General features: G+C 59.1%; 16 protein-coding genes. 6 read left to right on the forward strand and 10 right to left on the reverse strand.

Features of this window, described 5'->3' with window-relative positions:
* Positions 1-165: 165 nt before the first annotated feature.
* The 6 genes from NCS02_RS31735 to NCS02_RS31760 form a co-directional block, all read right to left on the reverse strand.
* Entirely contained in the window at positions 166-336 is a 171-nt protein-coding gene (locus NCS02_RS31735; protein WP_250508173.1) for a hypothetical protein, read from the reverse strand.
* Between the two features lie 110 nt (positions 337-446).
* Positions 447-1529 (reverse strand): primase-helicase zinc-binding domain-containing protein, encoded by a 1083-nt coding sequence (locus tag NCS02_RS31740; RefSeq protein WP_250508192.1) that lies wholly within the window; start codon positions 1527-1529, stop codon positions 447-449.
* Positions 1530-1782: 253 nt separating this feature from the next.
* Positions 1783-2322: a single-stranded DNA-binding protein gene (gene ssb / locus NCS02_RS31745; RefSeq protein WP_086973868.1), complete on the reverse strand. Its 540-nt coding sequence runs from the start codon at positions 2320-2322 to the stop codon at positions 1783-1785.
* Positions 2323-2333: 11 nt separating this feature from the next.
* The gene (locus tag NCS02_RS31750) at positions 2334-3119 is read right to left on the reverse strand and encodes a hypothetical protein (RefSeq protein ID WP_250508174.1); all 786 of its coding nucleotides are present in this window, start codon (positions 3117-3119) and stop codon (positions 2334-2336) included.
* A 7-nt stretch (positions 3120-3126) separates the two neighbouring features.
* The gene (locus tag NCS02_RS31755) at positions 3127-3561 is read right to left on the reverse strand and encodes a hypothetical protein (protein WP_077161675.1); all 435 of its coding nucleotides are present in this window, start codon (positions 3559-3561) and stop codon (positions 3127-3129) included.
* Between the two features lie 107 nt (positions 3562-3668).
* The gene (locus tag NCS02_RS31760) at positions 3669-3968 is read right to left on the reverse strand and encodes a hypothetical protein (RefSeq protein ID WP_086973869.1); all 300 of its coding nucleotides are present in this window, start codon (positions 3966-3968) and stop codon (positions 3669-3671) included.
* A 383-nt stretch (positions 3969-4351) separates the two neighbouring features.
* Between NCS02_RS31760 and NCS02_RS31765 the strand changes: the two genes are divergently transcribed.
* The 6 genes from NCS02_RS31765 (at position 4352) to NCS02_RS31790 (ending at position 9706) form a co-directional block, all read left to right on the forward strand.
* On the forward strand, positions 4352-5038 hold the full coding sequence (locus NCS02_RS31765; protein WP_250508175.1) for a nuclease-related domain-containing protein: 687 nt from the start codon (positions 4352-4354) through the stop codon (positions 5036-5038).
* A 390-nt stretch (positions 5039-5428) separates the two neighbouring features.
* Complete coding sequence (locus NCS02_RS31770; RefSeq protein ID WP_250508176.1) at positions 5429-6670, forward strand: coiled-coil domain-containing protein; 1242 nt, start codon at positions 5429-5431, stop codon at positions 6668-6670.
* Positions 6671-6737: 67 nt separating this feature from the next.
* Complete coding sequence (locus NCS02_RS31775) at positions 6738-7928, forward strand: FlhC family transcriptional regulator (protein WP_250508177.1); 1191 nt, start codon at positions 6738-6740, stop codon at positions 7926-7928.
* Positions 7929-7949: 21 nt separating this feature from the next.
* A complete protein-coding gene (locus NCS02_RS31780) occupies positions 7950-8120 on the forward strand; it encodes a hypothetical protein (protein ID WP_250508178.1) in 171 nt (56 codons plus the stop codon).
* A 3-nt stretch (positions 8121-8123) separates the two neighbouring features.
* Positions 8124-8498: a hypothetical protein gene (locus NCS02_RS31785; RefSeq protein WP_250508179.1), complete on the forward strand. Its 375-nt coding sequence runs from the start codon at positions 8124-8126 to the stop codon at positions 8496-8498.
* Positions 8499-8707: 209 nt separating this feature from the next.
* Positions 8708-9706, forward strand: a complete 999-nt coding sequence (locus NCS02_RS31790; RefSeq protein ID WP_250508180.1) for a CAP domain-containing protein — start codon at positions 8708-8710, stop codon at positions 9704-9706.
* 122 nt (positions 9707-9828) lie between these two features.
* Here NCS02_RS31790 and NCS02_RS31795 read toward each other — a convergent pair whose 3' ends face one another.
* From NCS02_RS31795 to NCS02_RS31810, 4 genes are all read right to left on the reverse strand, one after another.
* On the reverse strand, positions 9829-9999 hold the full coding sequence (locus NCS02_RS31795; RefSeq protein ID WP_250508181.1) for a hypothetical protein: 171 nt from the start codon (positions 9997-9999) through the stop codon (positions 9829-9831).
* A 439-nt stretch (positions 10000-10438) separates the two neighbouring features.
* Positions 10439-11740, reverse strand: a complete 1302-nt coding sequence (locus tag NCS02_RS31800; protein ID WP_250508182.1) for a hypothetical protein — start codon at positions 11738-11740, stop codon at positions 10439-10441.
* Positions 11741-11755: 15 nt separating this feature from the next.
* Positions 11756-12370: a type 4 pilus major pilin gene (locus NCS02_RS31805; RefSeq protein WP_239294660.1), complete on the reverse strand. Its 615-nt coding sequence runs from the start codon at positions 12368-12370 to the stop codon at positions 11756-11758.
* A gap of 11 nt (positions 12371-12381) precedes the next feature.
* Positions 12382-13500 (reverse strand): type II secretion system F family protein, encoded by a 1119-nt coding sequence (locus NCS02_RS31810; protein ID WP_239294659.1) that lies wholly within the window; start codon positions 13498-13500, stop codon positions 12382-12384.
* Positions 13501-13506 lie beyond the last annotated feature (6 nt).

A 13506-nucleotide genomic window follows, 5' to 3' on the forward strand; every position in this document is an offset into this window, starting at 1 on the left:
GACCGAGTCGTCAAATCCCGCCCCTCACGTTACTCCGTCCGGTACCTTAGAAAGGATCTTAACTGAACGGCATTAGGCACGTTGGCCGGGTTTTTTTTATAGCGATGGATATCAATGCAGCAGGGTCACCCCTTGTGCGTTCGCCTGTCGACGAATGCAGTAAAATCAAGCAGTGTCCAGCGTGACGCCTTGTTTCTCCAAGCGGGCATGACCGCCACGCTTCCTGTCGATCACGTCATAGGCTTCCGCCTCCGACTTCCCTACTCTGACCGAGCCGTTTTCGACGCCGGAAGTTGCCACGATCTCATACCGGCCAACAATCATGCTGAAGCTCATTTCCTCTTCTCCATTGGAAAAGCTCGGGCGGATTGCGGCCCCAGCGGGGACGAATCCCCACCGGGCAAAAAGTTACTGCTAGCAGCCAAACGGCCGCGGAATCAAACAAATCAAACGTGCAGTGCTTCTCGTTCGTCGCGGCGCACCACCATTCCAACGGCAGGGCGATGCGCTAGTTGAGATGCCGACCACTCGTCAGCGAAGTCGGTTTCCCGCTTCTTAGGACGGTGAACCATAGCCGTGTAGCCTTCAACTCGCAGCCGCTTCGCCAGCTTCAATGCAGCATCGACGCCCGGCGACTTCCCGGTACGCGGGTCGACCGCATCAAAGTCCGCGAAGATATGGACGACGCGGATGCCAAGGCCGTCCGGCACTACGAAATCGGCCAGAAGGATTCGATTCAGGCAATACCAGACCGGAACACCGAACAGCATGTGCGCGGCATACGCCGTCTCGAGACCTTCCGCGACGCCGATTTCGCCATCGACTGGATCCATCAGCCGGACTGCGCCGCCGTTGAGCTTATGAAGCGTCACGTCGTTCAGCTTGGCTGGAAGGATCTCGCCATCGTTAGTGACGATCGACGCCTTCGCCGGTTTTGTGCGTTCAAGGAACGTGCGGTGCAGCGTTCCTAGACGGCCATCCGGCAGCGTGAAGCGAGCGAGGATGCCCGGCCACTGACCGATAACTTTCTTCTCGTGGCGGTAATCGAGCATCGCCATGCGCAGTGCCGCGGACGGCGCCACTGTCAAACCGGGCACCCGTTCGCGCAGGTATCGCGGAACCAGGCCATCGAAACCGACCAGCGTCGCTCGATCCCACATTGAGTCGAGGCGCTTGCGCGCCCACTGAGGATCGACCTTTCGGCCAGGCGCCGGGGCTGCCGGTTGTGCTCGGCTCTGCCGTGCATCGGCCAGACCGCCGCCTTCAAGTTCGATCATGAGTTCGCGGAAGGTCATTCCGGCAGACTTGCAGATGAGCTCGAAGCCGTCGCCGGCTTTTCGGTCGCCGTCGTTGCACTTGCGGCATACCCAGTCGCCGCGACCGCGGTTGTTGTCGTAGGTGAAGCGGTCGTTTCCGCCGCAGACGGGACAGGGTGCGCCCTTCCCAGTCAGTGAGCTTGCGGGCACTCCATACTTCTGGAGCAACGCAATCCACTGTTCCGGGGACAGCTTGACGTCCTTTACATTCATTGTCACTCCAGTTGTGGTGTGGTTGAGGTCGATGCCTGAACAGGCGGTGAAACCGTGCTCAAAGAAGCCGTCCGACTCGCGCGAGGCGAGCACGGCGGGCGGCTTTTTTCAGCAGGGGAAGCGAAAGGCGGGTCTAGCGACAGAGAGGGCGCGTCGCGCAGGAAGAGCCGCTTCGCGGCTTCGCCGACCGTTTCCGGTTCGACGAAGCAACGAAGGTGAGAAGAAACAGGAAGCGAGGTGAGGTGTTACGGGATTAGATCGCAGCCCACTCGCGGCCCATCAGATGCGCCCTGAAGGGTATGTCGTCATCATCTGCGAAGCCGCCGCCTCCACCATACGATGTCGATTGCGGCTCGCGACTCGCCGGCGCAGGGTTGCTCGATCGCGGCTGCTGCGAACGTTCTTGACGTACAGGGCGTTGGCTCTCGAACCCGTCATTAGATGAACGATCGCCCGTAGAGCGGCCGCCGAGCATTTGCATTTGGTCTGCGACGATTTCCGTCGAGTACCGCTCCTGCCCGGCTTGGTCCGTCCACTTGCGCGTGCGGATTCTGCCTTCGATGTACACCGACGAGCCCTTCTTCAGATACTCGTTGACGATCTCAGCCAGCCGACCAAAGAACGACACTCGATGCCATTCGGTCTGCTCCTTCATTTCGCCCGAGCCCTTGTCTTTGTAGCGATCGGTCGTTGCGAGTCGGATATTCGCGACCGCATCGCCGCTCGGCAGGTAGCGCGTCTCCGGATCAGCCCCGAGGTTGCCGACAAGGATGACTTTGTTTACTGATGCCATAACTAACTCCTTTAAGATTTTTTGGAAATAGACCAAAGCCACTTGTCCCACAGCACTTGCTCGCCGCGGGCATCTAGCTTGGGCCGTCCCTGTCCATCGACTGCCGGCACTTTAGTTTTGCCGATCCGTTTGACTTCAACGCGGTCCCCAATGCGACAGGCCGACTCTGCGATCGCGTCGCGGAGGCCCTCACCTTGGAGAACGTGCGTCTCGCCGCGATGCTCGAGCGTCACGCAAAACGATTCATACGTCTTGCCAGGGCGCTTGCCATCGGGGAATCGTTTCTCCCCCCACTCTCTCAAGACCCCGTACCTCGCGCGCTCGGTTCGCCGATGTGACGACTCAGCGGATCGAGGGGGCGTTGACACGGCGGCGTCCGCAACTTCTGGCCGGAGTCGCGCGTCGCTGACATTGACTGGTCGAACGGGTTTGGCGTCGGGCGAAGGCGTGTCTTGCGCATGAGCGCCCTTGAGGGCAGCCGCAATGGCGTCGGTCAACGAGCCCTTGTACTCGTGGAGCACTTCCCAGTGCGGCGCGAGCGCCGGTATCAGCTTCATGCCGACAGCCGTTGGTCGCAGCTCGTAGTCGAACGCCGGACGAAACTGCACGACGACGCCACCTTCATCACGGAACAGCATCGGCTGTCCTGCGATGGCGATGTGCCGTTCGTTGGCGCCGCCCTTGCCGACCTCAACGGGGGATGAATGGCTTGCGGGATTGCCGCTGCGACGCTGCGGCTGCGGCGTCGCTCCGAAAAGCGTCCCGAGCAGCCGGCCGAATGTTGATGTGTTCATCATCGGCCTCCTACACCAGCGTGCCGAAGCACTCGCGACGCACCTCTTCCATGTCGCGCTTGAGCAGCGGGTTGCTCAGGATGATGTCTTGCAAGAATTCCGGATCGACGCCGTTGATCTTGCAGACATACCGATACGGCAGCGCCCCGCTCCAGAACTCCATGACCCAGCCGAGCGTTGCTCGGTAGTCTTCGAGTTCCATCTTCTTTCTGTTTCTGAGTCGCTCGCTGAACAGTACAGCGCAGTCCATCAACGACTCGGGCATGTTGTCGCCGCGTCTGCTGTCAGTCGCAAGACTGATCAACGCGTCGACCATTTTGTCTTTTACCGCCTCGCTCCACAGATGCGGATCGGGCAGCGGATCAGGCTTGGCTCGGGCACGCGTGATCGGCGCTGGAGGAGCGTCGAACATGTCCAGTTGCCATGCTTCTACTTCTGCTTGCATGGGAATCTCCGATAAACGGGAACCCATGCCCGCAACGGGATGGTTTCCCGTTGGGGTGAGGGGTCAAGACCGCCCGCGCGGGCAGTCTTGACATTCAGGCGTAGCGACTAGTCGTCGGTGCCTGTCTTAAGTGGAACGACCACTGCGGACTTGGCGTACTGACGTTTGATGGGCGTGACGTTGGCGTCGGCGGTAGCCGGAGCGACAACGGCGGGCGCGTGCGCCTTCGAATCCTCAGCTTTCTCTTCTTTCAACGCCGCTTTAATGGATCTCTTGATCCAGACCGCGACGGTGAACGAGACAAACAGAAAGGCGAAGAACGAGTGCGCGGCAAACCACAGGGCAAAGCAAACAGCGACCAACCAGCCGGGCGATTTCATCGCCTTCATTACCAACTGCTTCGGCATTTTTCTCTCCAGAAAAAGACGCACTAGGGGATGTCCAGCCAGTACAGCGCTGGATGGTTTTCGATGCTCGGGTGAGCAGGAAAAACAGGCGCGCGGAGAGACGCTTTCGTCACGGCTCTATAAGGCGTGGCGGAAGCAGCTCAATGCGGAAGAAAGAAGAGATCGCGAGCGCGCACTGATGCTTAGCTGCGGCTCGGGGTCGATGCGTCGTTGACGCGGGGATAACAGGCAATTTACGCGCAGGCGGTGAACGCGTGCGCGCGAAAGCTCCCAATTTCACACCGCCTTTCGATTTTCGGCGCGAACGTGGCAGCGCCGCGGTGCTCCCTTGACTTCCATTTGCCCTTGGCATGCTAGTTACATGCTCAACAGGGAGGCAGCGAATGTTCTTCGAAATGCTTGTCGCAGCCGGCGGCTACCGCGTATTCAAAGCCATCAAGCAGCGGAGCCGATCTCGTCCGCGCAGCGCCCATCGCGCAAAGCGCTCGTCGGACGATATCGGTGCGGCCGGCGAAGCTCTGGCTCAAGCAAAGCTTCGAACGACCCTCGAATGGCTGTGCGGCGACAACTTCTACCTGCACGAAGGGACGTTGCTTATAGAACATGCTCCCGGGACTGCGTTCCCCACCGCAGAGATTGATCACCTCGCGATCACGCCGTTCGGCGTCTTCGTTTTCGAGACGAAGAATTGGTCCGGCCGCATCGCGCCGTCGAATCGTCCCGACACCCTGACACGGACTGCGCCCAACGGCAAGGCGGAAGACCGCCGCTCGCCGATCGAGCAGAACCGCAGCAAGATCCGCTTCCTCCGAGAGCAGCTTCCTGCGATGTGGCCGGTCGCTGGCGCGGGTCTCTTCGTGTCGCCAGGTGTCGTCCTGCATCCGGAACTACCGACCGATCTATTGGCACTGGACGACCTCCCCCACTGGTTGCGTTCCAAGCGTGCGGAGCGCACCGGCACGTCGACGGTGGACGTCGCCAAGGCCCGCGAAGCCGTACTCATGTATGCAGACGCCTCGACCGAAGGTTTCATGGCGCACAAGGTCCGCACGAAGCGGGGATACCGGTAATTTGGAAAAGTTTCAAGCGTTTCCGCTAGGTAATCGCTTCCACGTCAATACTCAGGAATCGCTTAAGAGTTTCAAAAATGAACCGTTAATCGTTTGCGAAGGTGGACAAAAACACTACCTTTCGCTCCCGGAACGCGAAAGACGGGGTAAACACAACGTCTTTTAATGTCAGACGCGCTCCGGAGCGCCGTTACGATCGCTTACATATGTGAGAAAGAACGTGCTCCGACGGCAAAAGTTGCACGGGATGAGAACTGCCTGTGGCGAGTGAGTGCGCTCACCCGCGAATGCGGGCGGCTGTGTCTGACACCATTTTCTTACCCGCGAGCGAAGTCCTTGCGGGGTTTGGAACGCAGCGCGCGGGGGCGCTGCAAAATTTGGAGAGAAGTTATGTCCTCAAGTAGTGACGATTCTAAAAAGCAACTGCAACTGCGAAAAACGGAAATCCACGATCCGTTGGACGACATATTTGGCGGAGTTTCCGCAAGCGGTGCCGAACGCTCGAAGATTGACATGGTTGCCCGGCAGATTTTCGGGGACAGTGACGAGTTCGCCGATCTCATCGCCCAGCTCGTCGAAAACATGGTGACGATTGGGGAGGCGAGAGCGCGAGTCTCGACCGACCTCAAAACGATCGGCGGTCTGCTGATGAACTCAATGCACCTGATCAAGAACGTGATGGTCGCAACGTCGGGGAACAAGACAACTTCGCTGCGGCGGGCCGCGACGTTGGGATATTCGTTCTTCGAGTTGGCGCTCGGCGTCAAGATGGCGGCAGCCCGCAAGTACATGCGTTGCTACGAAGCGTTCCTCGACAACACCGAGGCTATCCGCGTATTCAACGTCGGCGAACTCGACATCCTCGCTGCGGACCACGTGACCGACGAGCAGGTTGCTGTCATTCTTGCGGCGAAGCAAGCCAACGAGCATATGACCCGCGAAGACGTTCGCAAAATGCTGGCGACGCTGCAGAAGCAGGAAGAGGCACTCGCTGACCAAAAAGCAGACCTGGACAACTACGAGGCGCTGCTCGAGGACAGCAAAACCGCTCAGCGAGTCGCGGAGGACGAAGCCAACCGCCTTCAGCAACAGCTCGATGCCACTGCGAAACTGATCGCTGAGAAAGAGGCCCAGCTCCAGCGTATGGACAGCTATTACACCGGTCGGCAGGCAGGCCTAGCCAACCTCGAAAAGGACCTCGCGGACAAGGACAAGGAAATTGCAAGGCTGAACGAGGAAAGAAACGCGCTGCTCAACCGGAAGCCGGAAGTCCAGATCAAGGAAGTGGAGACGACTCCCGCTGGATTTAAGAGCATTTCCGAATCACTGGAAAAGCGCAACGCTGAACTTAAACAGCTAGAAGAGCAGTTGGTCGAGACGCGCGCAGAGTTGGAACGACTTGAGGCCGACAGGAAGAAAGAAGCCGGCGCCATCGAAGCTGCTAACCGCGTTCAAGCAGCGATGCAAGAAGCGTTATCCTCATTCGAGCAATTCGCGGGCAAGCTGTCGCTGGCTCAGGTTGCAGTTCAAGCTTCCGATGGGCTTGGGCAGCACGAACCGTTGATCGAAACGCTCGCCGCAATGATGCGCAAGCAACTGAGCGAAATCGAGACGGGCTTGCGGAACCTGTAAGACGTAACTGCAATAACGATGTGGCGGACGCGATGGGGTCGCTTCCGCCAGGAACAATATAAAAAATATGTCGACCACCACACTTGATGCCGTTGAGACCAACATTGCCCTTCGGCAGTATCTCGCTGAGAAGATACAAAGGACCAACTTTTCGCTGACCGCGGTTATCCATAAGGTACTCGCGCGGTACAGCAGCGCCGAAGCATTTTTTGGCGTCTCGTTCGACAACATGGAAACGTTCAAGGCGCACGCCGTACCGATGGCCAAGCTTATGAACATGCCGTTCCTAGCTCTGTCGCCGGCGCTGCAGGATCCTCGCGATTGGGCGACGTTTGTCGACGGGATAATGTTTTCGACTGCAGTGTCGAAGCTGTCCTCAGCGATGCCCTTCGTCGACGACGTGACGGCGCGCGATATTTTTCACTACAACTGCGCCTATGTTTCGCTGCTCAAAGACGTGCTGCACCAGAGTGTGCTCGCAGCGCCGCTCCTAGGTATCTCGTTCGAGTTAGCCGAGTACCTGATGGGCTTGCCAATCGGACGGCTAGAAGCAGCGATCGGCGGTATTCGGTTCCCACTATATAGATGGCGGTTTGACGACGATCGCTTCTGGCGACAATACGGCGCAGATTCGCTTACCGAAGAGGCCGTCGCTCACTATGTCATGCGCACCTCGAACCTCAAGCCGAGCGGGCTGCCTTTCAAGAATCTATGGTCCGACCTGCGGCTCGACCGCGCTAGACGTGAGATCTACGCAAGATTGCTGATGACCCAGGGTTGTCGCGCTTCCACCGCCACAAACCTGTTTGGCGTGACTTCGGCGATCACTCGGAATACTTATCGAGAGATCCACGGCGTAAGCTCGCCATGTGGAAATAGCGCAAGCTCGTTGACGTGGTACGTCGAGCGTCCCGTGCACCGACTCCAAGCAACCATGCTTGTATGGCTTTATCGGTGCGCGCTGAACAATGAAGCGAACATCCCGGAAGCGCTAATTGCATCCAACGACGTTCTCGACAAGATGTTCGGTAGTCGGCTCGCCGTTTCAGCTGACCGCGCGAACCATCTCACCCGCTCCATGGCGATCGATTCGAGGTTGAATGTCGCGCCGTGCAGAACTTGCGCGACGGAGTACATCTTGGCCAACGACGAAGGGAAGATCGAATTGGCGAAGGACTTCGTATGTCCCGGTTGCACTGGGGATCTGAAGCCGCGCTTGACCGACCCAAAGAGCAAAGGTCGCAAGGCCAAAAAATAGTCACATATAAAGGAGTTGTTGATGCCGCATGAATTCAACGTCGAGGCCGGTCTAGTGGTCTTCTCCCGCGACGGCCGCCCTCAGTTCGGCTGGCTCGACTTAGTGACTGGCGAGTACCACGCCGAGTCCGACGGACGCTGCATCAGCGATGCAATAGGTGCGATCGAGTTCCAATCAGACGTGATGCACTGACTCATGCAGGACTTCGCTTACCTCTTTCCAGACAGCGTCGCCGCGTGGCTCGAAGGCCGCGGCGACGCGCGATTCCAACGGTATGAGAGGCACTACCGCGCCGATCGGGCGACGGCACAACCGAACGAAGCATTCGACCTTGAGCGAAGCAATGTTCGTTTCGCCCAGCAGTTCGGTTCGGACCGACGGCCGTTCGCGGCTGTGTCAAAAAGCAAAGCATTTGGCGCGCTCGCGACTTTTCTCATTCTTCTTTGGGGCGGCACCGCACTCCTCTCTTCAGTCGGCACGAAACAGCCAGTCGCCGTTGCTGCGGTACTCGGTGTCGTCTTCATCGCCTTGCGGGTGAAGCACTTTCGAGCCCGCGGACAGCAGCGATAGCAAACGGTTGCGACCAAACAACGGTGCCGAATTGCAACCCCTTACCGGGTATTACAATGCCCTGCGCCGCCAATGGCCAACGGCAATTTCCCAACGAGGAACGCGTTTTCGCGGCGGACTTCCGAGTCGCCTTGACTTTGAACACCGCTCGATAAGATGAAAGTAAGCAGATCGCGGGGGCGACTGCAACAACTAATCGGAAACAACAAATGACGATTCAGAAAAACTTCAAACTCTCGATGGCCGCGATCGCTGCATCGCTTTTAGTGGCTGCTTGCGGCGGCGGTGGCGGCGGCGGTGGCGATGCATCGCCCGCGGCCCCGGCAAGCGGTGCCAGCACGCCCGGGACGCCCGCCAATCCCGCGAATCTGACGACGCCTCAGTACCCGGCCGACAGCTTCCATCTGGCCGCGTTCAACTTGCTCAACCAGCAGCGCCAGCAGTGCGGTTTCCCTGCTCTTCAGGAAAACACAGTGCTCGATCAGTCGGTGGCTGCACATGCGCAGTATCAGGCCACGAACAATATCGTGTCCGATACAGAAACGGCGGGTGCTCCCGGGTTCACAGGCGTCTCGTATGCTGATCGGGCGGTACACTTCGGTTACCCGCAAAACGTGCCGATCGGCGGTGTATCGGGCGGCTTATACACGAATGCGACGTGGACGGAAGCGCACTACGGACAGCAAGCGATCTATGGCCTGATCTCCGGCGTCTATCACAGCATGATTGCCGTTGCACCGATGAACACGGTCGGTATCGGCAAGGTCGCGACGACCTACAACGGTTTTCCGCAGGAGTGGTATGCACTGGCACTCGCCAACTATCAGCAGGTCACGACGAACGCGCCATTGACGTTCCCGTGCCAAGGCACAACCGGCGTCGCAAACGACTCTTTCGGAGAAATGCCGACGCCCCCTGCAACGTCCGGCCACTGGGGTACGCCGGTCGCGGTCGCGGGCAACCCGAATGACACCATCGTCATGCAGACCGGCACGATGACCGATTCGGCGTCGCACGTGATTGCCTTGCAAGTGCTGGACTCGGCCACGGATCCGAATAAGATTCTGCCGAAGTGGATGGGCGTCGCTTACCCCGCCACGCCATTGTCGCCGAACGCCCAATATACGGTCTCGCTCACGGGTACGATTAACGGCGTAGCGTTCTCGCGTACCTTCACCTTCACGACTGGAAACATCCTCGCCGGCTAACGAAGGCTGTGTCGCAGGAAGACCAAGCCGCCAGTCGATCTGGCGGCTTTTTTGTTGCTTGCAGACCCGAAGAGACCGCCCCCGGAATAAAACTCCGAAGGACTTCGTCGATAAGGATTGCCTCAACCACCTGAACCTGCGGTGTCGCCATAACCCTGCACATCGTAGCCGTTCACTTCGCCGGTACTATCGCTCGCCCTGCACATCGCGTACTGGTAGGTGTTGAAGGACGTGTTGTAGGTGTTCGTAATGAAGGTCGTATTTGTGCCGTCATCGAAAACTGAGTTCTGCACGCCCCACCCCGGCCAAAATCCAAGCTTCTGCGTTACGTAGGCTCGGCAGGCTTCCTCGGGATTACCCTTCGGTTGCGTGGGTGCATTTGGTTGGCATACCTGTCCGACCCAGGCCGAGCCATTCCACGAGGGCGCGACGAACTGTGTTGACCCACTCGGGCAGCTCGGAGGCGGCGGTACATTGCAGGAGTAATTCCAAGCGGTCCCGGTCCAAACTGGCCCACTAGCAAAGCCGTACGCGCAATTAGGTTGTGGCGTGGCGCATTGATATCGCACACCGAGCTTCTGCCACGAATACCCCGGATCGCAACCGGGCGCACGCGGAACGCCGATGGGATTTTGAACCCATTCCGCGTTGGAGGTGACCGGAGCCGTCAGCACACCGCTGAGCGTCGCCATTACCATCAACGAGACTGCCGTCCTAATTCGCTTCATGTTCTTATTGGTTTGAGTAGTTACAGCCAACGTCGATTTGCGCTTGCAGGCCGAGTTGATCTTGCACAAGCGTGTTCGCGCCGTCAGCGAGCACGTCGTAGATCTGCAGCACCCACTGCGAGCCGTTCCACCCCATCGCGTAACGCGCGCCCGAGATCGGTGGATTGTGATTGGAATAGTCGGTCGTCAGCGATTGCGGGGTGATGCGATACCACGCCGTGCCGCCGGGGCCGCATGAAGGAGGCGTCACGCCCCATCCGTTATACCAACCGCTGTACTGGGCATCGGCCGACTGGTTGCTCACTAAGGTGCTCGCACCTACCCAGTTTCCCCACTTATTGCACACGTACATCAGGTTGTTGCGGATCGTCACTCCATTCCAGCTACATTTGCTGGCGGTGTAGTTGAGGTTCGCAACGTTTCCGTTGATTGTGTTGCCAGAGACCGTCCCTGACGAACTAACGTCCCCGACGTTGAGCCCGGCCGGTCCCGTTCCCTGATAGTTCTGCACATAGAGGTTGCCCTTGGTACGCACGGCCGCGTTCACGCTGTCACCGTAGTACATCGCGCCGTTGTCGATCTGCAGGCTGTTGCCCGCCTGCAACTTCAAGACCTTGTTTGCGCCAAGCGTGACATTGCCGACGTTCTGCATGTCCTGATTATTAGCGTTCATCGTGCCTGTCAGCGGAAGCGCGCCGTCACGGCGGTAGTACGGCGAATTGCCGTCCGCTCCAAATCCATTGATTGCGAGGACCATCCCAGCCTTGCTGCCTACTGGATTAGGCAACGTCCACCCGCCGTGGATGCCGGTGACCGTCGCAGGCGCTCGGTTTGTCGAGTAGCCGAACTGCGCTCCCCCGGCGGCAGCGATGACACCAGCGCCAGCGATGTCGGCCGTCTTGTCGGTCATGCTGATAAGCGGCAGGCTCGGATAGATTTGCGAGGCAATATGGCAGTTTCCCGTAGCGGTCGAGCAGTTGTCGGGCGCAACGGCCAACGCGATCTGGTACGTGCCGCCCCAGAACGGCCCGTTCTTGAACGTGACCTTGTTGTTCGACTGCGCGCTCAGTTGCGCCAGCGTCGGCGCAGCGATGGGCGTGGAAGTCGTCTGCGAATACCCCACTGGAATAAGCGAGGCGTAGTTGTTGGTGATGTAGCTGCCGAGCGCCGAATTGATCGACGCAATGTTCTGCCCTTCGATTTGCAGCAGATTCTGGCGTTTGGCAGCGATGTCTTCTTTGATTCCCTGTACCGTCAGCAAGGCCGCGCCGACCAGGACGATCAACATCTCGAGAATGCTTCCCATGTCGGCGGTCCGCGATCAGGTACGGGTCGTCCACAGCCCCATCGACGCCATTGCGCCGTTCGACGCGCATGCAGTCGCGACCGTCTGCGGGTTGAACGTGACCGTCGGCGAAAAAATGGTTGTGCCGTTGACAGTCACCTGCGTATAGACGGTGATCAGCGCAGCGGCACTCAGGGAGCAAACCGTCGATGTGACCGGATACGTGAGAATCAACGAATCGTTGGCGGTGGTGAGCGTGCCAACGGCAGCCGTCACCGTGCCATTGAACATGCCCTTGACCGCTGACTTGTCCGATGCGACACGCGATCCCGCGGAATCAAAGGCGTGATTCTGCGCCAGCACCGTGAGCGTTTCAGAGGAGAAATCTGCGTCGTTCTGCGTCGCGTTCAGGATCCCGGTGTGGAACATCTGCGCTTCGCTTTTGAACTGCGACGAATGGATCAGATCGAGCACGTACTTGCCGCCTGCATAAACGGCCAGCGCGAGCAAGGCGGCGCCAGCCATCACCGCACCTGCCTCGATCATCGACAGCTCGCCCGACTGTTTCTTGGCACGGGCAATTTTAAGGATGCGCGCCCGGCGCTCTTTGATCGGGTCGATCTGGACTGGTTGCTTATGTTCGTTGGTCATTTTGCTTTTCCTTAATAGCTTGAAGCGGCGGGATTCCCCGATGTGAGGTTGACGGCACCCGTCACGACGTATGAGCCAATGCCGAGGGTCAGAAACAGTGCGGCGGCAAAGCCGAGCAGGATGAAGTGCGTCGTTCGAGCGTTGCGCTTAACTGCTTCAACGACGCGATCGAGCGACTCGCGGCCTAGACTCTTGATAGCGGCTTCGAACTGATCGCGGCCCGCAGCGTCTGTGATCGTGTCGACGATCGTGACCGAAAAGATGCCGGTGTCGAGCGCTCGCATCGGCTCATCGGATCGGGCCGTCAAGCGTCGATCCATGATCTTCAGATGCCAGCGCAGCCACGGATCGGCTGTCTTGAGAAGCCTGTCCAGCGCCGCACGGAGTGTGAGGTTGGAGTCGAACAGGCCCGCGAGCGAAACAATAAGCAGCGCCGCGCGAAGGTCGCGGCGATTGCGCCAGAGTAGCGGCATGCGGTCGAACCTGTCGCGCAGCGGACCGGCCCAGCGCTTCAGGCTCGAAAAATAAGCGAGCACAAGGCCGATCATCGCCGTGAGCGTGAGCCACCAGTACTCGTAGCAGAACGTGTCGACGTGATAGAGGAACCGGCCAAGATCGGGCCATTGCTCGAGCGGCCGGACGTCAAGCACCTGCGGGAAAATGACACCGCCAAACAGCATGCAGTACGCGTACATGTAGACCAGCAGCAACGCCGGGTATGCCATCTGCACTGAGGTGGTCGACGACAGCACGCGCTTTGCCTTCGCTGCCATTTCCGCGAGCTCGAAGCCCCGAACGACCGCATCTTGGCGCGAAGACTCGTCCGCGATGTCCAGCAGCGCGTACTCGTCCCCAGGGACGAATGGCTTGATTGCAAGCGCGAAGCTTTCCCCGCGCTGCATGGTCTCGCGGATGCGCGCGAACACACGCCACTCGAGCTTGCCTCGTGAACGGCTGCGCTTCTCGTACGTTTCGAGCCGGTCGAACAGCGTCTCGGTGTTGCGCAGTCCCTTCGCTGCGATATCAAGACGCGTCTCGCGGTAGAAGTCCTCGCGGACTTTCTGAAACCGCCAGCGCGCGACGACCAACTGCTGCCGCACGGGCAGCATCTTTGCGAACGTGGTGATCATGGAGGA

Origin of the sequence: Caballeronia sp. NCF2, from assembly GCF_023631205.1 — a bacterium.
GTDB lineage: Bacteria > Pseudomonadota > Gammaproteobacteria > Burkholderiales > Burkholderiaceae > Caballeronia > Caballeronia zhejiangensis.

Bases quoted from the DNA above. Each gene is read 5' to 3' on its own strand.
- NCS02_RS31805 (WP_239294660.1), bottom strand. From the start codon at position 12,370: ATGACCAACGAACATAAGCAACCAGTCCAGATCGACCCGATCAAAGAG.
- NCS02_RS31800 (WP_250508182.1), bottom strand. From the start codon at position 11,740: ATGGGAAGCATTCTCGAGATGTTGATCGTCCTGGTCGGCGCGGCCTTG.
- NCS02_RS31775 (WP_250508177.1), top strand. From the start codon at position 6,738: ATGTCGACCACCACACTTGATGCCGTTGAGACCAACATTGCCCTTCGG.
- NCS02_RS31790 (WP_250508180.1), top strand. From the start codon at position 8,708: ATGACGATTCAGAAAAACTTCAAACTCTCGATGGCCGCGATCGCTGCA.
- NCS02_RS31785 (WP_250508179.1), top strand. From the start codon at position 8,124: ATGCAGGACTTCGCTTACCTCTTTCCAGACAGCGTCGCCGCGTGGCTC.
- NCS02_RS31780 (WP_250508178.1), top strand. From the start codon at position 7,950: ATGCCGCATGAATTCAACGTCGAGGCCGGTCTAGTGGTCTTCTCCCGC.
- NCS02_RS31770 (WP_250508176.1), top strand. From the start codon at position 5,429: ATGTCCTCAAGTAGTGACGATTCTAAAAAGCAACTGCAACTGCGAAAA.
- NCS02_RS31765 (WP_250508175.1), top strand. From the start codon at position 4,352: ATGTTCTTCGAAATGCTTGTCGCAGCCGGCGGCTACCGCGTATTCAAA.
- NCS02_RS31760 (WP_086973869.1), bottom strand. From the start codon at position 3,968: ATGCCGAAGCAGTTGGTAATGAAGGCGATGAAATCGCCCGGCTGGTTG.
- NCS02_RS31755 (WP_077161675.1), bottom strand. From the start codon at position 3,561: ATGCAAGCAGAAGTAGAAGCATGGCAACTGGACATGTTCGACGCTCCT.
- NCS02_RS31735 (WP_250508173.1), bottom strand. From the start codon at position 336: ATGAGCTTCAGCATGATTGTTGGCCGGTATGAGATCGTGGCAACTTCC.
- NCS02_RS31750 (WP_250508174.1), bottom strand. From the start codon at position 3,119: ATGATGAACACATCAACATTCGGCCGGCTGCTCGGGACGCTTTTCGGA.
- NCS02_RS31740 (WP_250508192.1), bottom strand. From the start codon at position 1,529: ATGAATGTAAAGGACGTCAAGCTGTCCCCGGAACAGTGGATTGCGTTG.
- ssb (WP_086973868.1), bottom strand. From the start codon at position 2,322: ATGGCATCAGTAAACAAAGTCATCCTTGTCGGCAACCTCGGGGCTGAT.
- NCS02_RS31810 (WP_239294659.1), bottom strand. From the start codon at position 13,500: ATGATCACCACGTTCGCAAAGATGCTGCCCGTGCGGCAGCAGTTGGTC.